We start from the raw sequence: 22,968 nt of genomic DNA on the forward strand, positions 1-22,968 counted from the left end.
TCGTAACGGCTTTAGGGAGGATCGCTCTATGATTGCTCGAGGGGTCGTGGCCAAGCCAGGCATGGCGGCTGACTCCAGAGGCTACGGCGCCCGGGACGACACTCCAGACTGATATACTGATCGGACACCTGATCAGTGTCCGTGTGATGACCCTCTGGAGTTCCGAGGCGCACCGGAGATATCAGTAGATCGGGGGTTCAAATCCCTCCGACCCCATTCCTCCGTTAAACTTACTCTAAAATCTAAGATATTAAATTCGCGTAGAGAACTCTCTTTCCTTCGGAGGTGGCGATAATGCAGCGCTGGGATACTCAACGAAACGACCAGCGCTGTCTCTGCAATATTCTCCATTTCCTCCCAGTCCGTCAAAGGGCGCTCCTCTTCGGCAAATGCAACCCCGCCGGCGAGAAATTGATGCATCACCTGACTACCAATTTCCCGAGAATCAACACGGTGGGCAATGACCACTACGTTCGTTGCTTCGTAACTTTCTAGGGCCTGATCGTAGCTGACTACACGGACATCGAACGATCGAGTAAATTCCGGATCGTAGCCCGGGTCACAAGTGCCACAATACTCAGCACTTGCCGCGGATACCTGTCCGGTGAAAGCTGAGCCAACAATTCCCGCTGCCCCCATTTTGACTGCAGACCGCCGAGTTATACCGGCGGGTTTACTCTTTGATTCACTTTTTGAGACACCTTCACCTGAGTTTTTATCTCGAATTGCAACAGAATATAATACATCCAAATATATAAATGTATAATAGTCTATATTATAATGGCTATAGTAAGCGTGACCAATCCCGACCACGCCGACCGCGGACTCAAGGCATCGGACTACCGCACGATGCCGCGCGTGGTGTTGAAGGAGAAGATGGCGACAACGTGCTGGTGCCGGCGATCGACACCGATCGCTGGTCTGACGATCTCGATATTGCAGAGGGCGACGCGGAAATCGATTCCGTGCAGTTCTCCGGCGAGGGATTGGCGACGCGTACACGTCAAGCGGTCGTTAGGCGCAGGTGTCGCGTACGCACCGTGCAGGCGATAGGTGTGATCCGACGATCACTAGAGGATTGCACAGAAGTCAATTCGATACCGACATAGACTCACTGAAGGGGCGCTTATTGTTGAGTTCGAATAGCGGAATAACATCGGTTGTTGCATAGTGTTTGATTGCCTCACGGAGTTCCTGAAATTGTGGGAGATCGGTTGCACCAATTCTCTTAAAATTTAAATATCGCTCACCGAGCAATGGAATGTCACACCCCATCATGTAGGGTTCGATTCCTTTCCAAGTAGGCCGATGAGGAACAACATCGATATCAAAGTCGTACTCTTGGAACGGTGTTCGAGTCACATCAACACCAACAGTTTCGCAAATGTTCTCAAACGAAGTATACTCATCACCACAGAAATCACACGCCTCGGGCATAAGATCGATACTCTCTATATTGTCGACGAACTCCTCGGCTCGCTGTGCCACATCGAATCGTCCCTCAATCGTTTCGGCGGCAATCTGCGCTCGCCCTTCTAAGTGCGGCAAATCGAACTCGTTTCCATTATACGTGAGTACTGACTCCGGTGGTTTGGTCTCGAGATAATCAAGTGTTTGTTCAATCACTTTGAGTTCATCTTCAGCACTGTTTCCCTCGCGGAAGATGATCTCGTAGTGAGGATCTGTACCAGGTTCGGTCTGGTGGGCAACGCATACGCAAAAAAATTCGACGTGCTCAGAATTCTGCGCATCCATTTCCTCATCATCTGGTCGCTCAGCATTGATTGTTTCAATGTCGAAGGCAAGTCGACCGGAACTGTCGGCACCCATTACATATTATAGGTTATGATAATATGTGAAAAGTATACCGGGAAAATCAGGAGAAAGATACTAGCTATTTGGCGTTTCGACATCGACGGTAGTCGCGATTTCGAAGGGAACTTTCCTACCGGAGAGGATTTCAGCAATTTCCTGGCACAGGGCGAGCGTGAGATCCGGGCGCTCGAGGGCTCGACGAGCGCTGGCGACGATGCGGGTAACGTCGTGACAGTCGAACGCGGCGGCGTTGGATCGATTACAGTCGTAATAGCCGGCGGCTTTCTCGATTTCGTCGAATCGCTATTCCGTTGCTGTCGTCGGTTCGGATCCGGACAGACCCGGGACTGTCGTTCATACCAACCGAGTTGACTGAATTCGAGACACTCCTCGAGCGCGAACTCACCTGCCACCACTCAAGAAACCAAGCCTCCACCTCATTCGAGGCAAAAAACGCTTTCCACCAAATACGCTACCGGAGCACCCTCGATCCCCGCGAGAAGCCTACATCGAGAACAGCTCACCCAACCCCTGCGGGAACTCCACGCCCGATTCCTCGAGCGTGTCTTCGATCTCCTCGAGTTCGTCCTCGATCTCTTCGGCGTCGCCTGAAGTCGACTCTTCGTCGTTGGAGTCGCCGTCCGTTTCGGACTGTTCGTCTGACTCGTCGAACGTCCGGTCGCCGTCGCCACAGGAGTCGAACTCGAAGACGCCATTGAGCGCCATCGAGTGTGTGTCGTAGTAGGTGAACAGGTCCTTCGGAGCCTCGTATCGGCCGCCGTAGTGGCCGACGGGGCCGGTGGTGTCGATGATGTTGTCGCCGAGGTCCGACGTGAAGCTGAAGTTCTCGCGTTCGAAGATGAGTTCGTCGTCGAGCCAGTAGCGGACGATGCCGTCGTCATTTGGCTCGCCGTTCGAAATCGTGTTCACGCACACGTAACTCTCGAAGTCGTACCAGACGCCGGGTTCGATTTCGGGCTGGGCGAGCGCGTACTCGTCGTCGTCCATGATGTAGTTGTGGTCCTGTGCTGCATCGATGTGGTAGGTGTCAGAGAGGAGGTGGAACGGCCCGTCCGGATCGGTGCCTCGACTCGAGACGTACATCCGGTTGCTCCAGCCGTTCGTTCCGTCGGGAACGGTACCGCCAGCGCTGGCCTCGCCGATCGACAGCGCGCAGTTCCAGATCCGGCAGTTCGAGAGGCTTCGGCCCTCCATCGACCAGTTCGTGTTGAGCGCAAAACGCATGCGGTTGTTGAGTTCGAAGAGTCCGTCCTCGAAATCGTAGTGGGCGTTTGCCCCCCAATGGTCGTTTTCGTTCACCTGCAACTGGATGGCGTTCTCGCCGGTGTAGGTCGGACTGGAGACGAAGTTCAGGTCGGCGCTGTCTCCGTTCGACAATCGGTAGATGTCCGACCAGCTATCGTAGTCGTCGTAATCGAGGTGGATGATGTCGTCGGGTCGGCTTCCCTCCGCCGCCGCGACGCCGTCCGCTCCGAACCCGACTGCGCCGAAAATACTGCCGACGCCCACGAGTCCGCCCAACTGTAGCGTTCGTCGTCGCGTTACTCCCGACTCGTCCGTCCGTCTCGTCGATGCCCGTTCGTCGTCTGATTCTACCGTTTCGCGATTCGATTGCTCTACCATGCACTCGGATAATTCCATAGCTTCGATAATTGTATTGTAGCGGTTACCCGTTCGGCAATCGTTTCACCTGACACAACCGGGACAGGAGGTCTGAGACGCCCATACAGGCCCTTACGGTAGCAAACACCAAACGGACACTTTCAACGAGTCAAACGGTAGTAGCTGTCATCAAATACCCTATTATCCGCACGGATATCCGCTCTGCCCCCGATATCGAACCCAGTTGATCGGCTGACATTCCGTTCTCGAGGCGCGTTCCAGACCCGTTCCGGACGAGACGGCTGTCACCGCGCTCGTCCGTCGGGAAACGTCACCTTCTGCCTACCGAATTCTCCCCGGGCCCGCTCGAGTCACGCGATTCCGACCAGGTAGGTGCCGGGTTCCAGTGAGAACACCTATCCCGGTCGCCGCGGATGGCGATAGTATGCGCGCTGCAGTTCTCGAGGCTTATCGCGAGCCACTCTCGATCGAGTCGGTTTCGGAGCCGGATCTCGCTTCCCACGGTATCGTCGTCGAGGTCGAAGCGTGTGGCGTCTGCCGAAGCGACTGGCACGCCTGGCAGGGCCACGGCGAGTGGGCCGACGATCGGGTGTCACGGGGACAGATTCTCGGCCACGAACCCGCGGGGAGAGTGGCCGCCGTCGGCGGGGGCGTCGACCGACTTGAGGTAGGCGATCGGGTCGCGATCCCGTTCAACCTCGGTGACGGCTCCTGTGAGCAGTGTCGAAGCGGTCACGGAAACGTCTGCGCGGACGGCCTCGCACTCGGGTTCGAATCGAGCGTTCCGGGCGCGTTCGCAGAGCGGGTGCACGTTCCCTACGCCGACTTCAACGCCACGAAACTCCCCGAATCGGTCAGCTCGACCGACGCCGCCGCGCTCGGGTGTCGATACGTGACCGCTTTTCATGCACTGGCCCATCGCGCCGACGTCCGGGCGGGCGACTGGATAGCCGTCCACGGCTGCGGCGGGTTGGGCCTCGCCGCCGTCCAGATCGCCGTGGCCTTCGGCGCGAGCGTGGTCGCCGTCGACGTTCGGGATGAGCCACTCGAGCTAGCCGCTGACGCGGGTGCCGACGAACTCGTCGACGCGAGCGCGGTAAGCGACGTTCCGGCCGCAATCGCCGAGGCGGTCGCCGTCGGAACCGATCGCGACCGATCGTCCGAAGGCCGCCGCGACGGTCGTGGGACGAACGCGGGCGTTGACGTGTCCGTCGACGCACTCGGCCGAGCGGAAACCTGCCGAAACAGTCTGGACTCGCTTCGAATCCGGGGCACTCACATCCAACTCGGCCTAACCACGGATGCCGAGCGCGGCGAAGTCTCCCTGCCGATCGACGAGCTCACCCGCTGGGACATCGACTTCCTCGGCTCCCGCGGGATGCCGCCCTCGAGGTACGACGAGATCCTGCGGATGATCGCCTCGGGCCGGCTGAATCCCGGCCAACTCGTCACGAAAACTGTCGCACTTGAGGACGTCTCGGATCGACTCGCCGCGATGACGGCGTACGAGACTCGCGGCATCGAGGTCGTAACGGAGTTTTGAGCGTCGCCGTCTGGAGAAACGAACCAATACGAACGACTGAGCTTTCGATTTCCGTGACTAGCCAAAATCGCAAGGCGATATTCTCAACCGGCCTCGGAACCCAACCGTTGCATGAACGTCTTCTGGCTCGACGAGGAGCCGCGGCTGGCCGCACGCTATCACTGCGACCAGCACGTGAACAAGCTTCTCCTCGAGGCGGCTCAGGTCCTCTGTACCGCGGCCCGAGAGAACGGGCTCGACGCGGAGTTTCTCTACAGTCCAACCCACGCGAGCCATCCCGTGACCGAGTGGGCGACCGAATCTCGAGCGAACTGGCTCCGGCTTCGCGAGCACGCTGAGGCGCTCAACGCGGAGTTCGTCGAGCGCTACGAGAAGGACGAGGACCACGCGAGCTGGCAGGTAATCGAGCAGGTCGACCCGGACGAGATCGAGTTTCCGCAGTCAGCGCCGACTCCGCGGCCCCAGGCCATGCCCGACGAATACCGGTGCGACGATCCCGTCGAAGCCTATCGAGCCTACTACGCGGGCGAGAAAGCAGAGTGGGCCGAGTGGCAGTACACTGACCGACCGCCGTGGCTCGAGACGCATCTGTCGGAACTCGAAACGCTCGAGGAGTAATTTACTCGTTCTCGAGAACGTCATCGCTATCCTCGAGAAGCACTTCGTCGCCAACTTCGACATCGCTTGCGGTACCGGCGGGAAGTTCGATGATCAGGTCGGCCGTTTCTTTCGCGAACCCGCGCCAGGGCCGAAGGGTTTCGACGCGCTGGACGACATCCTCGTGAATCCAGATAACGTCGAGCGACATGAAGACGAACAGCATGTGGATATCTCGAGCTTTCGCGGTTTCGAAGGAAAACGCCAGTCCGTACCCATCAGCTATCGAGCGTTTGAACATCAGCCCTCGGGTTTGACTCACGAGACCATCCGCAATCTCGATGTCGCTCGCGAGCGGTTCCCGTTCTCCGTTGGCGTCGTGGACGAGTCGCACGCCCTCGAGTCGATGCCACGCGGTCAAAAAGATTCTCGCCGGTGCGTTGCAGATTCCGGTTCGACAATCGCTTCTCGTCGAATGACGGTCTTCTTCGATCCGCTTAGTCGTCGGCGCTCGAGGCCGCAAGCGCCGAGGGCGGTCCGCCCGGAAGCTCGTCGCGGTCGTGTGGGGCCTCGAACTCGAGGTCCGGACCGCGCGCGATGATTCCGGAGGGAGTCACGTCCGGATGGGTCGTGTAGTAGTGTTCTTTGATGTGATCCATGTTGACTGTCTGAGAGACGCCAGCGGTCTCCTCCCGATGGTCGGCGACGCCTGTCTGGTACAGGTCTCGCAGGTAGGGCCAGAGGTTCTCGTACTCGCGGACGAACTGGACGTTACACATGAAGTGGGTGTGATAGACCTGGTCGAACCGGACGAGCGTCGTGAACATGCAGATGTCAGCTTCCGTGAGCCGATCACCGGCGAGATAGCGCTGGTCCGCTAATACCTCATCCCAGTGTGCGAGCGCGCCGAAGAGGTCGTCGATCGCCTCGTCGTAGGGCTCCTGATTCGTCGCGAATCCGGCGCGGTAGACGCCGTTGTTGATCGGCTCGTAGATCTCGTCGATGATTCGATCGACTTCGTCCTGATACCCCTCCGGATAGAGGTCGACGTCCCGATTCGAGATCTCGTCGAACTCGGTGTCGAGCATCCTGAGGACCTCGCTCGACTCGTTGTTGACAATCGTTTCCTCCTGTTTATCCCAGAGGACCGGGACCGTCACGCGACAGGTTGCGTCCGAATCGGCTTCGACGTAGAGTTCCCGCAGGTAGTCCGAACCGTAGAGGTGGTCCGGCGTACAGCCCTCCTTCTCCGGGGTGAACTGCCACCCATCCTCGTCGCGGTACGGGTCGACGATCGACACCGAAATCGCGTCCTCGAGACCCTTCATCGCCCGCACGAGCAGGGTTCGGTGTGCCCACGGACAGGCGTAAGAGACGTAGAGGTGGTAGCGGCCGGCTTCCGGTTGGAATCGTGCGTCCGGGTTGTCCCGAATCTCGTTTCGGAAGGGGGTCTCCTGTCGTTCGAACGCTCCGTCCTCGCCGGTCATTTCGTGCGCATCCGTCCGCCACTCCCCATCGACGAGTTTGTTCATACTTGAGTGGAGGAGATCCAGACACAAAACGAGCCAGCGTACATCAGTGTTACCGGGCAGCGACGGATGGAGGTTGGGTTGGTGATCGTGCGGGCAGTACTGCGAAACACGTTGGTCGAGACCCAACCGCTCCATCCGGGAAACGATTATCCCACTGCCCCCACCTGTAGGGAACATGGAACGATACGATCTCGTCTATCGCCTCTACGACGAGTACGACACGAAGACACTACGGGAGTATCAGGAGTTCGTAGACGTCTTTCCGGCGATCGATTCCCGAGCCGCCCTCGAGCACTGGCAGGAAGCCAACACGGTTCTCGAGGAGCGAAAGGACGAGATTCGAGGGGACTTCGCCGCAGGCGAGACGTTCGCCGACATCGCCGCGCGGGCCACGCGAGAACAGGCGTTTACCGCCCTCGATTTGGGCGCGAAGTACGACCGCGCCGTGAACGTGCTCGTCCTCGACGTCGACGAGACGCTCCGCTCTGCCGGCGGGACGGACAACGAGATTCCGCGAGACACCCTCCACATGCTCACGGAATTTCACGAGGCAGGAGTTCCGATCGTCATCTGTACGGGACAGACCTTAGAGAACGTCAAGGGATTTGCCATCCAGGGACTGGGCAGTGAAATCGTTCACTCGGGCGACCTCTCGATCGTCTACGAAGCGGGAACGGGCGTCTTCACGCCGGGTCACGGCGCGAACACCAAGCAGTTACTCTACGAAGATCTCGACGAGGCAATTCGGGCGGTTTTCGACGACATTCGAAGCCGTGTGCTTCCCGAGGCACCGACGGATCTCCGACGGGGCTGTCACCTGCAGGGCAACGAGTTCAACGTGACGATGAAGCCGAACTACGAAACCGGGACCTCGCAGGCTCGAGCCGTCATCGACGAGGCGCTGGTGTATCTGATCGATCTGCTCGCCGACGCCGTCGGATCGACGCTCAATCTCGGGACCGCCGCCGGGAGAGCCAAAGACGACGATGACGGCACCAACGGCGCTCGAACGATCGACAACAACACCGTCAGCGAGTGGACGCGAGCGTTCTACGCCGATCAGGACCCCGAGATCCGTGCCGTCCTCGAGAGCGAAAGCGCCTATCCGGATCTCGATGCTAAGGAGGTCCCGTCCGAACTAACCGACCCGCTCGAGCGCATCGACGTGGCCTACTACGAGGCCGACGCCGCCGAGATCGGCAGTCTCGAGTTGAACAAGGTCGTCGGCGTCGAGCGGGCGCTCGACGTGCTGGGTCTCGAGGACCCGTTCACGCTCGTGATGGGCGATTCCAAGAGCGACCTGCGGGTGATGGAATGGGTCGATGAGAACGACGCCGGCATCGCGGCGGCACCCGAACACTCCTCGCAGGATACCCTCGATCACGTCCTCGGGACGGATGACCTCGTCTTCGATCAGGGGAAAAGCGTCGACGTGTTGCGGACCGTCTACGCGCTCAATCTCCTCGCGAGACTCGAGTAAGAAGCACATATCCACGCCCGAGTGATGAGCGAGACCGACACTTGGAAGAAACGTGTGCCGTCACTCGGGTGAGAACCGACTGCCGACACTCGAATGAGAAACGCGTGCCGACACTCGAGTGGGACCACCTGCCGACTCGAATTCGAGAGAGGAGCACTCGAGCGTCGACAACTGGCATAAATATTCCTGCTAGATTTTTATGTTGACCTGTCAATGGTGTAATCATGCGAGCCGCAGTACTCGAGGAACACGGCGAACCACTCGCGGTCAAAGAGGTCGACTACCCCGAACCGGGGCCGGATCAGGTAATCGTCGAGCCAGAAGCGTGTGGCATCTGTCGGAGCGACTGGCACGCGTGGCAGGGTGACTGGGGCTGGGTCGGCGCTGAAGCTCCCGAAGGCCAGATTCTCGGCCACGAACCGGCGGGTATCGTTTCCGAGGTAGGTGAGGACGTCGAAACGGTCTCGGAAGGCGATCGAGTGACGGTCCCGTTCCACCTCGCGGACGGAAGCTGTCCGCACTGCCGAGCGGGCCGAGCGAACGTCTGCGATACGGTGATCCCACTGGGGTTCACCGGCATCGCACCCGGCGCGTTCGCCGAGGCGTTTCCCGTTCGGGAGGCCGATTTTAACTGCGTACAACTCCCCGATGATGTCGATTTTACCGAAATGGCGGGACTCGGCTGTCGGTTCATGACCGCCTACCACGCGCTCTCGGATCGCGCGGATCTGCGCCCCGGCGATTGGGTGGCGGTCCACGGCTGCGGGGGCGTCGGTCTCTCGGCCGTTCACATCGCCGACGCGCTGGGTGCACACCCCATCGCGGTCGACGTTCGCGAGGACAAACTCGAGCGGGCCAAAGAGTTGGGCGCGGTCGCGACGGTCAACGCGGCCGAGACGGACAATGTGGCGGGCGAGGTAAAGTCGATCGCCGACCGCGGCGCGGACGTCTCGATCGATGCGCTTGGCATCGCAGAAACCTGTACGAACTCCATCGGGAGCCTCGGCAAGACCGGAACCCACGTGCAGGTCGGGCTCACGACGGGCGAAGAAGGCGGCGAAGTGTCGGTTCCCGTCGACGCCATGACAATGCAAGAGATCGAGTTCCACGGCTCGTTCGGGATGCCCCTCGTTCGCTACGGCGAGTTGTTCACTCTCATCGCACAGGGGACCCTCGATCCAGGAAAGATAGTCGGCGAGACGCTTTCGCTCGAGGAGGTCCCGGAGACGCTGGCCTCGATGGATACCTACGATACTGTCGGCATCCCTGTCATTACGGAGTTTTAGCGTAAACCCGAACGGGGGCGGGAACCCGTCCTGGTGTGAGAGACATGAGCTTCCCCGACGCGGGGGCGAACCGCTTCGAGGGAACCGGGCACGGACACGCAATCGTACAGTCAGTACGTGATGAGCACTGGGCACGCACCCGACGGGGTCTGTTCCCCGCAATTGAGTCGACGAGAGGCTGTTGTTTTGTTATGAACAACCTGTCTGACAGTAGTCCGAGAAAACTAATCGCCGCGATATCGGGATCAAGACGTATCGGCCGACTACGCGGTCACCCTAACCGCGTTACGCATCTCGATAGCTGATGCTTTCTTTCGGTGGGAACTCCCTACGGGACCGTCTGAGGCGGATTGGGTGGCTCACCAGACTTCTCGAGCCCTCTAACCACTCGAGCCCCCGAACGAAACGACTCGGCTCACTCGGCGAGTCAGATCGGGCGGAGACGTCGGGAAACAACCGTTGCAAACCGTTGAAGGGTGAGATTCCGGCCACTGAAAGCGCCTTCACGGAAGTTCGCTCGCTCTTTTCGGTTTCCATGGATACTCGAGAAGGGACGACATATGCGTATTCTACCGACTGAACCAGTTTTGAATCAGCGTCGCGTAACCGTTTCAATTCGGACAAGTAACAGGAATTGATCAAACCGGTGACGAAACGATTTCGAACTGTCGTGCTATAGCCCAACAATAAAATCGTCGCCGAAGGGTGTCGGCGAGCGTCGGTAGAATTCGTTTTACCGGCCGATTCGGAGCCGATGAAAGAAGGGGAGATCCCGGCGTCGTCTAGCGGTATACGCTACTTACCTGGTTACTAATCAGCACTCGTTTACGTGTCGTGATTTTCCACTACACGATGAGTGCTCGATGGAATAGCGAGTCGGTTAATTCAGTCATAGAAATCACCTACTTTCGGTTACAAGCCGGATAACTACAACCAGTCCCGGCCGAGAGGTCGGTATGATCACCTGCACGAACTGCGAGACCGCCCAGTTCCTCCAGATTACCCAGAGTCGGGTGTATTTCGAGGACGGTGAAATGATCAACGAAATTACCGAACACTACGAGTGTACCCTCTGTGAGTCGACCGGCCAGTACATCTACGACGAAGACCGCGACGAGGCGAACGTCACCGGCGATGTCGAACTCACGAGAGAACGACCGAAGTTCGCGTGACAGGTTTACAGTTTCAGGATTGAAACCGGCTCTCGGTGTCGAGTTCGGGGAACTCGGCTTGGTCATCCGTTCTTTCGACACTCCTTCGTTTTCTTCACCCGACGTTTTCCTCACCGGCTATTCTTCACCCGGCGTTTTTCTCACGGCCTTTCGTCGTTCTCCTCCGATTGGATACCGTTGGCGTCCCGACTGCGCTGGCCGAGCGCCGTCGATTCACCTCGAGTGCCCACCGAAATGGAGTCACGTTCCCCGCGTCGTTTCGTCGAATTGCCGTACTGTCTTCGGGTGATCGGCGATCGTCGCCGTTCGACATCCCACTCCTCGAAGAGACCGTACTCCGTCATCGTGTCCATCCCCGCGAGCGCGGCCGTGAGCTTGAGGCCGACGAGGGGAATTTCGGCGACCGAAATGATAACGTCGGCTCGAAGGATGACGCCGTCTCGAAGGATCACGTCGAGGAGATCGACCAGCGCCTCGTCGTCCTTTCTGGGCATCATCCGTCCTCACCACCGAGTTCGGGGGCGAACGTGTACGGCGGCCACGGGCCGGTGAACTTGACCGCGAACCCGGGATTCGATGCGACGTCGTCGAGGACCGAACCGACCGCGGATTCGTCGTCCTCGTGAGCGAGCACCGTGAACCGACACAGCGTTTCCCCGGAGTCGAGCGAGGGTTCCGCCGAATCTTCCGATCCGTCCTCGAGCGTGGCCGCCGGCGATCGCTCGAGTGCGTGTACTTCTCGGACGTGTTCGTCAATCCGGACTCTCAGGTCGGCTTCGACGGATTCCCGGCGATCCGCTCGAAGCTGTTTGACGCGCTGGTCGTACTGTTTCTCGAGGAGGTGTGCTGTCCCCGATCCCGAGTCGTCGATTCGTTCCCGAAGATCGGCGAGTTGTTCGTCGCGTTCTATCAATCGCTCTTCCTCGATCGGATCCGTTTCGACGACTTCGATTCGATACTCCCAGTGGCCCGCAAGTTCCGAAAGCGTCGGCTCGAGCGTGTCGTACTCGTTCCGGAGCCACTCGCGGACCCCCGCGTCGTCGGTTCGGATGATCGTATCGAACTGGAACGGCACCGGCGTTCCAAACCGATCGCCTGCGGCATCGACGACCGTCTGGTGACGGACGAGCCAGCGTTTGACCTGCTCGAGATCCCCCGAATCGTAGATCCCGTCACAGTCGTGACAGACGACGCCAATGTCGTCGACGGCGACCACGGAAACCGGTTCGTCGTCGATCCCCGCCTTCTCGAGTTCAATTCGATCTCGGTCCTGAAAACCGTCTTCGCCGTCGACTCGAACGGCACAGTAGAGGTATCGTCCCTCTTCGATATCGGGAAGCGAATCCGACTCGCCGCCGGAGCGCTGTTGTTCTTGGGAGGAGGGTTCCTCTCGAGCGTCGACGCCGGACCCCGCTCGGTCGCGACTCACTCTTGCTCACCGCCGAAAACGGAGTAGCCAGGCTGTCTCTGTTCGGAGTAATCTCCCTCTAACTGCTCGATCGCGTCGCTTACCAGTCCGTCGAGGTCGCCTCGAAGATTGTCGACGCCGTCGTCGATACCCTCGTCCGATTTCAGCTCCTCGAGTTCGGCTTCGATGGTGGCGAGCTGTTCTCCGAGCCGTTCGATCTCTTCGTCGGCGAGGTCGCCGGACTCCATCCGGCGGACGGCCTCGCGTTCGAGGGCCTCGATGAGCAGTTCGACGACGGTCACGACGAGCGTCATGAGGCCGTCTCGAGCGTCCTCGCCGTCGCCGACGTCGATCGTCGTCATTGGGTACCCGCCTCCGTCGTCGCTTCGGTTTCTTCGTCGCCCGCCTCGTCGTCGCGCTCCGTATCGTTACTCGTCTCATCGTCGCCGTCGTCCGGAGTCCGCTCGCCTCCACCGGCGCTGTTCTCACCTTCCGAATCGCCTCCGTCATCGTCACTCAACATATTGAATCCGCCGCTGGTCGGCCGATTCGGATCGGGTCGAGTGCCGACGCGCTCGCTCACGCCGCTGGGTGCTTCGTAGGACTCGCCGCCGCTCGAGTCGTCGGTTTCCCCTTCTGGTCTGCCGCCGTCCGTTTCGCCGGATTCGGCTTCCGCCTCGCTTTCGTCTGCTTGTGCGGCCTCCTCGTCCGACTTCTCTCCATCGTCGTCATCCTCGGGATCCGGCGTGACGTTGACGCCTCGAGTTGGGTCGATCGCAGGGTTAGGACGGTCCATCTCGGCTAGCTCGGGGTCGCCGACGGCCTCGGCGACACGCCGCATGTCGGTCCCCTCTGGAAACTCGAGGCCGTACTTCGCCGCGGTTTCGAAGGATGCGATCGCTGCCCGAACCTGAATGCCCAGTAGCTGTGTATCACCGATTGAAACGGCGATATCGGCGTTGATGACGATGCCCTTGTCGAGGAGCATTTCCACGACTTCGGCGAGGTCGGTCTTCTGTCGACTGGGTTGGAAGTCATCGACCACGCCGCTCACCTCCGTGCTCGGCCGTCCGAACGAACCGCTGGTGTTTATAGTCGATTCGGGCCGGTCCACCGACCGCCGGATATCGTGAGGTAACTAGCATGATATCACCGTTAGTCATCGTCGTATCCCCGCCGCTTGCGTTCGAGTTCGAACCGTCGGCCGTAGATCCGCTTTCGCGTCGGTGCGGTGGAGTACTTCACCTTCCGCGGAACCGTCGAGTACCGAGCGCCGCCGCCGAGGTCGCGTCGGTCGGTCTGGATGGTCGACGCCGCCGTCGGATTTCTCGAGTTAGTGCTCGTATCCTGCCGACGCATCTTCTCGCGGTTCAGTTCGTAGAGTTTCTCGAACTTGCCGTGGGTCTTCAACAGGGCGTCCCGAAACTCGTCGATCCCCTCGGTGGCCTGTTGCTGGATGAATACCTGGTACGCTTCAGGATTTTGCTCCACGTCGATCGATCCCAGTGCATCTTTGGGGTCGACGTCGTCGAGGAGCCCATCGTCTTCGTCTCCGCCGAGTAGCCCGTCTTCGCCGCCGACGAGTTCGTCGTCCCCGGTCACCGCAGATGCGGCCTCGGAGGCCAGTCCACCGTCTTCGCTACTGGCAAGGTCATCGACCGCCTCCTCGAGTTCCTGGGTCTCTTTCCAGATGTCGGTGAGGTCGGTCGCGTTCCAAGCGCTTAGCAGATCGACCGCATCGAAGACTTGGCTGAAATCGACGACGTCGCCTACGCCCCCTTCGTCGTCGCCGTCCAGCGCCTCGGGTATCTCGCCGACATCGATCGCCTCGAGCAGTTCGTCGCCGTCGACCGCTTCCGGCAGGTTCTCGAGGTCGACCGTTTCGAGGAGGTCCTCGAGCTCCGTCGCGACATTGACGAGCGCATCGACATCTCCGAGGACGGACTCGAGGGCCTCATCGTCGAGTTCCTCGAGCGACTCGACGGGCTCGAGTTGTGCTTTGAGCGACTCGAGGTGTTCCGTCGCCTCCCGAAAGATCGAGTCGGCGGCGCTCGCATCTTCGTCCTCACTCATCGGGATCACCGTGAAAATCGTTGTTGTCGTCGGCTGTCCCGCTTTTCGGCTCACCGTCATCCATCGAAACGGTAACCGTGAGAACGCCGTTTTTGATCCGGGCGTCGGCCTCGACCGACGACCGATCCCACGGAACGTCGATGCGCTCGAGTTCCCGATCGCTAACGCCGACAACGAGCGTGGTGTTGCCGATAGTCCCGTCGTCAAATCCGACGGTGATCGATTCGGGATCGACGCTCGAGACATCCGCGATGACCAGCACTTGGTCGTCGTAAGTTCTGGTCGTCACATGCTGGGTGGACAGCGACGACCGACGGCGGCGCGTTCGCGAGGGACGGCCTCCGGAGGAGCTTCGTCTCCGGTCGGGTCCTCGCGGGTTCTGCGACGGTCGATTCGGCGAGTCTCGGACGGAATCCGAGTCGATCGATTCGAGTCCGGACCCGATCGAGAGGTCGTAATCGAGCCCGAAACGACCGCCACCGCCGGCTCGACCCGATCGCGACGCCTTTGAGGACCGATCGAGGGAGTCGAGGAGGTTCAGGAGGCTCGAGAGCCAGTGGCCCCCACTGGAGTCACTCGATCCCGGCGGCTCGTCGGACAACCAGTGGTCGGTCGACCCCGGACCGATCGGCGGCTGTCGATCGCCGGGTTCCGACGGCTCATCGTCGGCGGGCTCATCGGAACCGGCGTCGGATCGACTCGAGTCTCGGTTCGACGCTTCGTGATCGTCGCCGTTCGACTCGTCCGGTCTGTCATCGTCTCGTGGTTGTTCATCGCCTGGTGATCGCTCGTCGTCTCGTGGTTGTTCGTCGTCTGGTGATCGCTCGTCGTCTCGTGGTTGTTCGTCGTCTGGTGATCGCTCGTCGTCTCGTGGTTGTTCGTCGTCTGGTGATCGCTCGTCGGACATTATCGTTTCACCTCTACGCGTCCGCTTCGTAGCTCCTGATGAACCTCACGGGCGATCTCGATCTCCTCTTCGAGGGCCTCCTTTCGCTCGAGATACTCCGACTCCGAGCGCTCGCCGAGTTCGTACAGAAGCTGGTTTTCCTTGCGTTCGTCCTCGAGCCCCTCGAGGTCGTAGAGCTCGTCGAGCGCGATCGTGTGGATCGCGTCGAGGATGTTGACGAACGGCCGGAAGAGCAAGTCGTCGAGTACAAACATGGGTTATCGTTGTGCTCCGATTTTCACGTCGACGAAGCTGTAGGGTGCGAACGGGCCCGTATACTGCACCATGACATCCTCGAGGTCGGGGTGGTCCTCGAGTTCCGCGACGGCGTCGTCGAACGTTTCGCGCTCGTCTTCCTCGACGAGGTACGAACGATTGAGAACGAGCCGATCGCTGAAGTGATCGTTCTCGACCGATTGAGCGGCGAGCGACTCGAGCGCGTCGGCGACGGTTTCCTCGATCGCCTCCCGGTCGACGTCGGCGTCTTCTTCCGTGACGAGTTTGAGACCGAGTTCGATTCGGCCCTCGATATCGCGAATGGCACGTCGGAACGCCGGTCGAGCGCCTCGAATAACGTTCTTCAGCGCGCGGTTGCTCTCGAAGGCCATTCCGAACTGCATCGGGATGATCGAGTGCCCGTTGGTCCGCTCCATGATCTCGCGGAGAACTTCATCGTGGCGCTTTGCATCCTCGTCCGTCTCCTCGGGATCGGTCGTGTCGATGTCCGAGACGACGGCCTGGTACCGACGATGGGAGACGGTGTAGACCTCGTTCGCACCGCCGACAGCGTCGGTTTCGAACTCGAGGTCGGCACCGGATTCGACGATCCCGTAGACGTATCGGTTAGTCACGGAACCGTCCCCCCAACGAATCCTCAGTGCGTTTCGCTCGAGGCGGTCGCGCCCCTCTCTCGAAGCGAGTGGTTACACCGTTCGTCCGTTGTGTTAGTACCGAATTCGTATTCATGGTAGGTTCGTGACGGTCTCGAGTATCGCGCTGTGGTCTCTCCGAGTGCAGAGACGCAAGCGCATCGAGAGCGCTCGATGGGGAGGAGTCGTCCCTGAACACCGTTCTCACAATCCGTTTCGAACGGATACTACAGTACCACCGCCTGTTATCCTCGTGCTTGCAGTCGCAAGAATTCGCTCACTGTTCAAAATAATATAGAGGGATTTAAATATAATCAAACTAAAGATATAAATTGAAATACGGTTTCCTATGAGATCCGACTCAACGATTTCACGGTGGAAACACGTGATCATGATCGTTCCAGTCGTGTACGTTCTCATGCTATCCTTTCTCGTGACGTTCGGTGCCGCGCTCACTTCCGGCTTCGAAAGCATACCCGTCGACGAGACGGCCGTAACGATCATCGGAATGGTCGTTATCACCGGCGGTTCTCTGGTCACGATCGCACTGCCGTACGCGCTGTATCGCGACATCTCGATCCTCGAGGCGGCCGGTGTCACGGCTGAGTGGGAGCCCGACCGGACCAAATTCGTGCTCACGGCGGCCTTCGGATGCTTCGTCCCCGGGTTGAGTCCGCTCGTGTCGATCTACTATCTGTACCAGCGACGAACTTACGCGGGGATTCGATAAGTGCATGTCACTGACAGATCCACAACGGACAGGCTCGGCGGAAACAGCCGCTATCGACCTCGAGGGTGCAACGAAACGGTACGGTGATATCGTCGCCCTCGAGACCGTTTCGCTGACGATACCGCGCGGAGAGATCTTCGGATTTCTCGGGCCGAACGGCGCGGGAAAAACGACGCTCATTCACCTCTTGCTCGGGTTCGCCCGACCGACCGGTGGAGAACTGCGCGTGCTTGGCGACGACGTACAGGAGGCCCCACAACAAATTCGCGAACGGACCGGTATCCTCCCCGAGCGTGCCGCGGTCTACGATCGCCTGACCGGACGAGAACACGTTTCTTTCGCGATCAAGTCGAACGGGGCAGATGACGAGCCACAGTCGATCCTCGAGCGTGTCGGAATCGCCGACGCAGCCGACCGAAACGCCAGCGAGTACTCGAAAGGCATGAAACAACGACTCCTACTCGGGATGGCCCTCGTCGGCTCGCCCGACCTGTTGGTCCTCGACGAGCCATCGACCGGGCTCGATCCGCAGGGCGCTCGCGACCTACGAGAAATCGTCCGAGCGGAGGCCGCTCGCGGCGCGACGGTTTTCTTTTCGAGTCACAGCCTCGACCAGGTCGAAGCGGTCTGTGACCGCGTTGGCATCCTCGCGAACGGGAATCTGATCGCCGTCGATTCGATAGACGGGCTTCGGAATACGGCGAAATCGAAGACGACACTTACTGTTGATGTCGATCGTCTCCCCGATGGCACGATTTCGTCGATCGAAGCGATACCCGGGGTCGCCGATGCGAGCGGGAACCACACGAACGTCACGGTCTCGTGCGAGGACGAAGCGAAACCGGACGTACTGGCCGAACTCGAGGCCGCCGGTGCGTCAGTAAACACCTTCGATACCGACGAACCGTCTCTGGAGGAACTGTTCGTCGCGCACACGTCGTCTTCGGACGGTGAACGATGAGTGTTGGACGGTGGACGATGCGGGCGATGCTGGTCGGAAAAAAGGAGTTTCTGGTTGCGATTCGGTCGCGAGTGCTCCTCGGATTGATCGCGTTGTTCGTCCTCTTTACCGTCGGCGGGATCGTTCTCGCCGCGCAGTTCGGGAACCTCGTGAACGCGGACAGTAACACCGTTAGCATCCTCTTCGGACTGCTGTCACCGGCTGCGATGTTCGTTCCGATTATCGGGACGTTGATTGGATACAAAGCGATCGCGGCTGAGCGAGAAAGCGGGAGTATTTACAGTCTGTTGGGTATGTCCCACTCTCGAGGCACCATCGTTTTCGGGAAGATTATCGGCCGATCGTGCGTGGTTGCCGTCTCGATCGTCCTCGGGTTTTCGGCCGGAGCAGTTGCACTCGTCGCCGCCACAGGGACGATCAGACCGGTTCAATTTCTCGTTTTCGTGGGAGCGACGCTACTTCTTGGCGTCGCGTACGTCAGCCTCGCCGTCGCGATCTCTTCAACAACCGGTTCAACGACTCGAGCCGCCTGGGGCGCGTTCGGAACGTTCGTGGTGCTCAACTTCCTCTGGGAGTTACTCGCCTTTTTGTTGCATTTTCTCCACACCGGAACGACGTCAATTGAGCCGCCGCTCCCCGAGTGGTTCGTTCTGTTCTTCCGCCTCTCGCCCGCGGTCGCATATCAGATCGTGGCGACGGCGACGCTCCCGGAAGACGATCTATTTCTGTCAGGGCTCGCTGAGGTATCGGGAACGGCCGGCGAAACGCCGTTTTACCTCGAGCCGTGGTTCGCCGTCGGGATCCTCGGCTTCTGGATTGTGGTCCCGGCCGCCGCGGGATACGTCCGGTTCAAACGCCTCGAGATTTGACCGGACACCTCGCTCGTCTTCGGAGTGTCACACGTCTCGACCCGCTCAAAAGCAAACCGACGGAGAGATGAAAAACGAGGTAGTGACGGAGCCGAAACGATGCAGTCGCGTCCCGGAAGTGTTCTCGTCGTGACTCTCCGAGAAAGAGCGATACGATGCGTTCGAGGCGTGCGAACCACGTTAATCAAGGAGGACGGCGTAGGACACCGAAGTCGGTGGATAACTCCAGAGAGCGTTCCCGATCGATCAATCGGCGGGTGCCTGCGGCGAGGGATCTTTTAGGCGCTCGCGATCCCTGTCCTCGCGAAGTGCCGCGCTCGTCTCCGCCGCGAGTTCGTTGACGATGGATCGTCCTTCGCGTTCGCGAACGACCAATCCGTCGTCCTCGAGCGTCGAGAGGTGGTGGGTGATCGTACTCGGATCGCGCTCGAGTTCCGCCGCGAGTTCGCTGTTGTTCGCTCGCTCGAGCGTCGCGAGTGCCTCGAGCACGTCGCGTTTAGCGGGCTCCTCGAGGGCGGCCTGCAGTTCCGAATCGGTCTCCTCGAGGTAGTATCGTCGCTTGCCGTTGATTTTCGCCGTCGTCAGAAGCGCTTCCTCCTCGAGAATCCGGACGTGGTGACGTACCGTCGACAGCGGGACATCGATTTCATCGCTGATCTGGGAGAGGTACCGTCCCGGATCCGCCTCGAGCGTCTCGTAGATCGCCTGGCGCGTCTCGTTCTCGAGCGGGTCCGAATCGTCGTACCTGCTGTACTTGAAAATCGGGATGAGCTCCCATGGAATCGCCGCGAGGGCGCGACGAAGTGACCGGCGGCCGGATGCTGACCAGTTCGCGACCGCGTTGCTGGCACCGCCTGCCAGACCGCCGCCGCTCGCTCCGCCTGCTCCGCCAGCCGCGCCGGCACCTGCTGTAGCGCCACCGAGACCAGCACCTGCCGCCGCACCTGCACCACCCGTCGCCCCTGCACCACCCGCCGCTCCTGCACTCCCCGCCGCACCTGCACCACCCGCCGCACCTGCGCCAGTGACTGCCCCGCCTGCGCCACCGATCCCGCCCGCCGCTCCTGCCGATGCCGTCATCGCCCCCATCAATCCGACCAGCACCGCATCGGCCGCGATCTGGCCGGTTCCGGGATCCGTCGGCGCTCCGCCGGCTACCGCTCCGAGCGCCGATTCGCCGTCGACGATCGACGAAACCGAGACGTCGGTTCCCGGAATCTGAACCGACGCGGCCGTAGAGACTGGCGACGAGATGGCGTCTTCGACTCCGCCTACCGCAGACTCGAGCGCATCCGTCGTCGAGTCCACCGGCTCCTCGAGGAACGAATCCGCTTCGTCAGCCGTGCCGTTGGTCACGTCGTCGACTCCGTCGGTGGTCTCGTCGACGGTCTCCTCGAGTCCGTCCGCGGTTTCATCGACTGCGTCTTCTACCGTTTCCGTGGGTTCGGCCGTCGCGTTCTCGATCGCACCGGTCGTCTCGTTGATACTCTCATCGGACGTATTATCGACGGAATCACCAGTGTCGGTTACGACGTCGGTCGTATCGTCTAGTAGCTCGGTCGAGTCGTTGTCTGTCTCATCGGTTAAATTATTGGCCGCCTCGTCGGTTGAATCGTCGGCCGTTTCGTTGATGGTATCAGACGTCTCAACGTTCGTCTCGTTGCCATCGCTCGTCACGTCGTCCGTGGATTCGTCTACCGTATTGGACGTATCACCGTCGATCCCGCTAACACCCTCGAGCGATCCGTTGGCCGCCGAGGTTATCACTACAATTCCTGTCGCTCCTGCGACCATCGAGCAGATTACCAGCAGGGAGAGGAACGCCACTGTTCCGCTCGAAATCGCCGAGCCCATCGATCTCATCACCTACTCGAGAGTCATCTGTAATACCTTTTTTCCGTTATCCGACGACATCTGTTAGAGAGACTCTCAGTCGCGTTCGTCTATCCGGCATCAAAGATTGTCTCGAGAAGCACTCAATGTCGTTCGAACGGGGAGAGGCGTCGAACTGAAATACGGCGACGATCAAGTCTCGAGCCTTCTACTGCCGGCTATAACTATGTGAAGGTTCTCACACCGGGGGTGCGACGAGAATCCCGAACGACGTACAGCCGGCAGTGTTAGCCGACGGTCGTCGCGACACCCTTCGTCTGACGATAATCGCTCGCCAGAATCGACTCGAGCGTCTCGAGGATCGTTTCCCGATCGGCCTCCTCCCACTCGGTCGGGTTCCGAATCGGCACGACCATGAATCCTCGGCCGCGGATTTCGCTGGCGTGGAGCGTTTCCATCTCGAGGTCGAGTTTTCCGCGCTGGGTCGTATACTGACCGAGCACGTGATCGGTCGCGCGTTCGCCCACCGGGAGCAGGATGTGTGCGTTGATCGCCCGCAGTTCGGCGTCGAAGTACCGCTCGAGTTCGGCGTACTCCGCCGGCGTCGGTTCGCGCCCGTCGGGAAGCGAGCACATGTGGATGTAGTCGGCAAAGAGATCCTCGAGGCGAGGGCTATCCTGTGGGCCCGTGACGAAACCGGCGTCTCGAAAGAGGTTCTGAACGCCGATTCCGGCGTCCGTCGCGGTGAACGGAACCCCGGTCGTTTCGCCGCCGTGGAGGCCTGGATGATCACCGATCACCTGAAAGTCGGCGTTGGCGTCACCGTAGCCGAAGACGGCGGGGTGGTTTCCCGCATCCTGTCGCTCGAACGGCGGCCGCATACCGAAGGGATTGCTCGTTCTATCGGTGACGTTTTTCACGGGAGACGAAACGAGTGCAGAACAAATAATTCGAGCGGTTTCGGGAGCGGTGGATCATCTATCGTGAGGAATACGACCATCACTGGTCGGATTCGGCCGTTGTCTCTCCGGCCGTCCGGAGCGACAGGACCGAAACGCGCCCGACCGCATCGAAGTCTTTCAGTCGGTAGACGAGTTCTCGAATACGCGACGCCTCGCCGTGACAGAATACCGTCTCGAGACACCACTCGCCGTGGTGGACGTGACTCGTCGTATCGATCTCGGTCTGGAACTCGTGTTGCAGTTCGTGAAGTGACTCGATGATCTCGTCGTGGACGTAATCGAAGACGACCGTCGCGGCGACGGTTCCTCGGATCTGTTCGAGTTGATGGTGTGACTCGATGTACTCCTGGATAGCCTCGCGGAGGGCTCGAGACCGCGACTCGAGTCCTTCCGACTGCCACGTCTGGTCGAACTCGGCGAGCATGTCGTCCGGAATGTTGAGACTCGTCCGCATGGGTTTCCGTTGGACGGCCGTAAAAAAGAGTTCGCGGTCTCGTTTTGGGTCCGAGTCGACGGGTGGCACGGACAGGCCGGGACTAATACTGTCAGCTGTACCCATGGAACGATTCTCACACTCCTGAAGCGACGAGAATGTCGAACGACGTACAGCCGACAGTATAACTCGGCCCCGAAAATCACGAAAGGTATAGTCACCGCGATCGAATCCTCGGTCGAATGTACCAGTTGGGTCACTACGGCGTCGCCCTCCTCGCGTACGCACCACTCGGCGTTGCCGTCGCGCTCTCGGGTTCTGAGGTGCTCGCCGTCGCTGGCGCGCTCGTCTGCGTCTCGCTGTCGACGCTTCCGGACTGTGACCATAACGTGGCGTTTCTCGAGCACCGCGGTATCACGCACACTCTGGCTTTCGCGGTCCTCGTCGGCGGTGCGCTCGCCGCGGCGGCGTCGATGCTCCTCACGTCCGGAACATCCTTCGTGACGGAGTCGATCGTCCCGTTCGCGTTCGTTGTCGGAACGCTTTCGATCGTCTCGCACCTGCTCGCAGATGCAATCACGCCGATGGGAATCCGCCCGTTTCGCCCGTTCTCGAGCTACCATTACACGGCGAAACTGACGCCGGCGGCGAACCCGGTCGCGAACTACGCGCTGTTCGGACTCGGCGTCTGTGCGACGGCCGGCGCTGTGTGGCTCGTTTCAGTTCTCGGATAGCCGCGCTTCGCATCGTCCGTATTGCAAACGCCGTCTCGGATACTGCCGACCCGGAGAATATCGAAGTGGCGTCGCTACCGG

General features: G+C 60.0%; 24 protein-coding genes and 1 tRNA gene. 10 read left to right on the plus strand and 15 right to left on the minus strand.

The genetic code is table 11. From position 1 onward, the window contains the following. Positions 1–40: 40 nt before the first annotated feature. Positions 41–216, plus strand: a tRNA-Trp gene (locus QNM96_RS06535). An 873-nt stretch (positions 217–1,089) separates the two neighbouring features. Here QNM96_RS06535 and QNM96_RS06540 read toward each other — a convergent pair. Next, positions 1,090–1,830, minus strand: coding sequence for a 3'-5' exonuclease (locus tag QNM96_RS06540; protein WP_283835214.1), 741 nt, complete (start codon positions 1,828–1,830; stop codon positions 1,090–1,092). 489 nt (positions 1,831–2,319) lie between these two features. Beyond that, positions 2,320–3,459 carry a hypothetical protein gene (locus QNM96_RS06550; RefSeq protein ID WP_345782525.1) on the minus strand — a complete coding sequence of 380 codons (1,140 nt, stop codon included), beginning with the start codon at positions 3,457–3,459 and terminating at the stop codon, positions 2,320–2,322. A 424-nt stretch (positions 3,460–3,883) separates the two neighbouring features. Between QNM96_RS06550 and QNM96_RS06555 the strand changes: the two genes are divergently transcribed. Beyond that, a complete protein-coding gene (locus QNM96_RS06555; RefSeq protein WP_283835215.1) occupies positions 3,884–5,002 on the plus strand; it encodes a zinc-dependent alcohol dehydrogenase family protein in 1,119 nt (372 codons plus the stop codon). Between the two features lie 111 nt (positions 5,003–5,113). Beyond that, complete coding sequence (locus tag QNM96_RS06560) at positions 5,114–5,620, plus strand: hypothetical protein (protein WP_283835216.1); 507 nt, start codon at positions 5,114–5,116, stop codon at positions 5,618–5,620. 1 nt (position 5,621) lies between these two features. Here QNM96_RS06560 and QNM96_RS06565 read toward each other — a convergent pair whose 3' ends face one another. Together QNM96_RS06565 and QNM96_RS06570 are read right to left on the minus strand one after the other, a co-directional pair. Continuing rightward, the gene (locus QNM96_RS06565; protein WP_283835217.1) at positions 5,622–5,993 is read right to left on the minus strand and encodes a DUF192 domain-containing protein; all 372 of its coding nucleotides are present in this window, start codon (positions 5,991–5,993) and stop codon (positions 5,622–5,624) included. Between the two features lie 103 nt (positions 5,994–6,096). After that, positions 6,097–7,131, minus strand: coding sequence for a glutathione S-transferase family protein (locus tag QNM96_RS06570; RefSeq protein ID WP_283835218.1), 1,035 nt, complete (start codon positions 7,129–7,131; stop codon positions 6,097–6,099). Between the two features lie 175 nt (positions 7,132–7,306). On the opposite strand from QNM96_RS06570, the gene QNM96_RS06575 reads away from it, so the two are divergent. The 3 genes from QNM96_RS06575 to QNM96_RS06585 all read left to right on the plus strand — a co-directional run bounded on the left by QNM96_RS06575 (position 7,307) and on the right by QNM96_RS06585 (position 11,069). Beyond that, positions 7,307–8,611: an HAD family hydrolase gene (locus QNM96_RS06575; RefSeq protein ID WP_283835219.1), complete on the plus strand. Its 1,305-nt coding sequence runs from the start codon at positions 7,307–7,309 to the stop codon at positions 8,609–8,611. Positions 8,612–8,835: 224 nt separating this feature from the next. Then, positions 8,836–9,897, plus strand: a complete 1,062-nt coding sequence (locus QNM96_RS06580; RefSeq protein WP_283835220.1) for a zinc-dependent alcohol dehydrogenase family protein — start codon at positions 8,836–8,838, stop codon at positions 9,895–9,897. A 956-nt stretch (positions 9,898–10,853) separates the two neighbouring features. Next, positions 10,854–11,069: a hypothetical protein gene (locus QNM96_RS06585; RefSeq protein WP_283835221.1), complete on the plus strand. Its 216-nt coding sequence runs from the start codon at positions 10,854–10,856 to the stop codon at positions 11,067–11,069. 140 nt (positions 11,070–11,209) lie between these two features. On the opposite strand, the gene QNM96_RS06590 is transcribed toward QNM96_RS06585, so the two are convergent. The 8 genes from QNM96_RS06590 to QNM96_RS06625 form a co-directional block, all read right to left on the minus strand. After that, a complete protein-coding gene (locus QNM96_RS06590) occupies positions 11,210–11,566 on the minus strand; it encodes a gas vesicle protein (protein ID WP_283835222.1) in 357 nt (118 codons plus the stop codon). After that, positions 11,563–12,498 (minus strand): gas vesicle protein GvpL, encoded by a 936-nt coding sequence (gene gvpL, locus QNM96_RS06595; RefSeq protein ID WP_283835223.1) that lies wholly within the window; start codon positions 12,496–12,498, stop codon positions 11,563–11,565. Before gvpL ends, QNM96_RS06590 begins: the two co-directional genes overlap by 4 nt. Continuing rightward, positions 12,495–12,839: a gas vesicle protein K gene (locus QNM96_RS06600; protein ID WP_283835224.1), complete on the minus strand. Its 345-nt coding sequence runs from the start codon at positions 12,837–12,839 to the stop codon at positions 12,495–12,497. Before QNM96_RS06600 ends, gvpL begins: the two co-directional genes overlap by 4 nt. Further along, positions 12,836–13,531 carry a gas vesicle protein gene (locus QNM96_RS06605; protein ID WP_283835225.1) on the minus strand — a complete coding sequence of 232 codons (696 nt, stop codon included), beginning with the start codon at positions 13,529–13,531 and terminating at the stop codon, positions 12,836–12,838. The genes QNM96_RS06600 and QNM96_RS06605 overlap by 4 nt, the downstream gene beginning before the upstream one ends. Before the next feature lie 101 nt (positions 13,532–13,632). Further along, positions 13,633–14,550: a hypothetical protein gene (locus QNM96_RS06610; RefSeq protein ID WP_283835226.1), complete on the minus strand. Its 918-nt coding sequence runs from the start codon at positions 14,548–14,550 to the stop codon at positions 13,633–13,635. Beyond that, positions 14,543–15,457: a hypothetical protein gene (locus QNM96_RS06615; RefSeq protein ID WP_283835227.1), complete on the minus strand. Its 915-nt coding sequence runs from the start codon at positions 15,455–15,457 to the stop codon at positions 14,543–14,545. Before QNM96_RS06615 ends, QNM96_RS06610 begins: the two co-directional genes overlap by 8 nt. Next, positions 15,457–15,711: a gas vesicle protein GvpF gene (gene gvpF, locus QNM96_RS06620; protein WP_283835228.1), complete on the minus strand. Its 255-nt coding sequence runs from the start codon at positions 15,709–15,711 to the stop codon at positions 15,457–15,459. The genes QNM96_RS06615 and gvpF overlap by 1 nt, the downstream gene beginning before the upstream one ends. 3 nt (positions 15,712–15,714) lie before the next feature. Continuing rightward, positions 15,715–16,347 (minus strand): GvpL/GvpF family gas vesicle protein, encoded by a 633-nt coding sequence (locus QNM96_RS06625; RefSeq protein WP_283835229.1) that lies wholly within the window; start codon positions 16,345–16,347, stop codon positions 15,715–15,717. Positions 16,348–16,756: 409 nt separating this feature from the next. Between QNM96_RS06625 and QNM96_RS06630 the strand changes: the two genes are divergently transcribed. The 3 genes from QNM96_RS06630 to QNM96_RS06640 are packed head-to-tail and all read left to right on the plus strand — an operon-like array spanning position 16,757 to position 18,925. Continuing rightward, the gene (locus QNM96_RS06630) at positions 16,757–17,095 is read left to right on the plus strand and encodes a hypothetical protein (RefSeq protein ID WP_283835230.1); all 339 of its coding nucleotides are present in this window, start codon (positions 16,757–16,759) and stop codon (positions 17,093–17,095) included. Positions 17,096–17,099: 4 nt separating this feature from the next. Continuing rightward, entirely contained in the window at positions 17,100–18,056 is a 957-nt protein-coding gene (locus QNM96_RS06635; protein WP_283835231.1) for an ABC transporter ATP-binding protein, read from the plus strand. Further along, positions 18,053–18,925 (plus strand): ABC transporter permease subunit, encoded by an 873-nt coding sequence (locus QNM96_RS06640; protein ID WP_283835232.1) that lies wholly within the window; start codon positions 18,053–18,055, stop codon positions 18,923–18,925. Before QNM96_RS06635 ends, QNM96_RS06640 begins: the two co-directional genes overlap by 4 nt. A gap of 246 nt (positions 18,926–19,171) precedes the next feature. Here the strand turns inward: QNM96_RS06640 and QNM96_RS06645 are convergent, their stop codons facing one another. From QNM96_RS06645 to QNM96_RS06655, 3 genes are all read right to left on the minus strand, one after another. Further along, positions 19,172–20,779, minus strand: a complete 1,608-nt coding sequence (locus tag QNM96_RS06645; protein WP_283835233.1) for a helix-turn-helix domain-containing protein — start codon at positions 20,777–20,779, stop codon at positions 19,172–19,174. A 266-nt stretch (positions 20,780–21,045) separates the two neighbouring features. Continuing rightward, the gene (locus tag QNM96_RS06650; protein WP_283835234.1) at positions 21,046–21,678 is read right to left on the minus strand and encodes a uracil-DNA glycosylase family protein; all 633 of its coding nucleotides are present in this window, start codon (positions 21,676–21,678) and stop codon (positions 21,046–21,048) included. 79 nt (positions 21,679–21,757) lie between these two features. After that, positions 21,758–22,174 (minus strand): ribbon-helix-helix protein, CopG family, encoded by a 417-nt coding sequence (locus QNM96_RS06655; protein WP_283835648.1) that lies wholly within the window; start codon positions 22,172–22,174, stop codon positions 21,758–21,760. A 221-nt stretch (positions 22,175–22,395) separates the two neighbouring features. Here QNM96_RS06655 and QNM96_RS06660 point away from each other — a divergent pair, with 221 nt between their 5' ends. Next, entirely contained in the window at positions 22,396–22,887 is a 492-nt protein-coding gene (locus tag QNM96_RS06660) for a metal-dependent hydrolase (protein WP_283835235.1), read from the plus strand. Positions 22,888–22,968: the final 81 nt, after the last annotated feature.

The organism is Halostagnicola sp. A-GB9-2 (assembly GCF_030068615.1).
Taxonomy (GTDB): Archaea; Halobacteriota; Halobacteria; order Halobacteriales; family Natrialbaceae; genus Halostagnicola.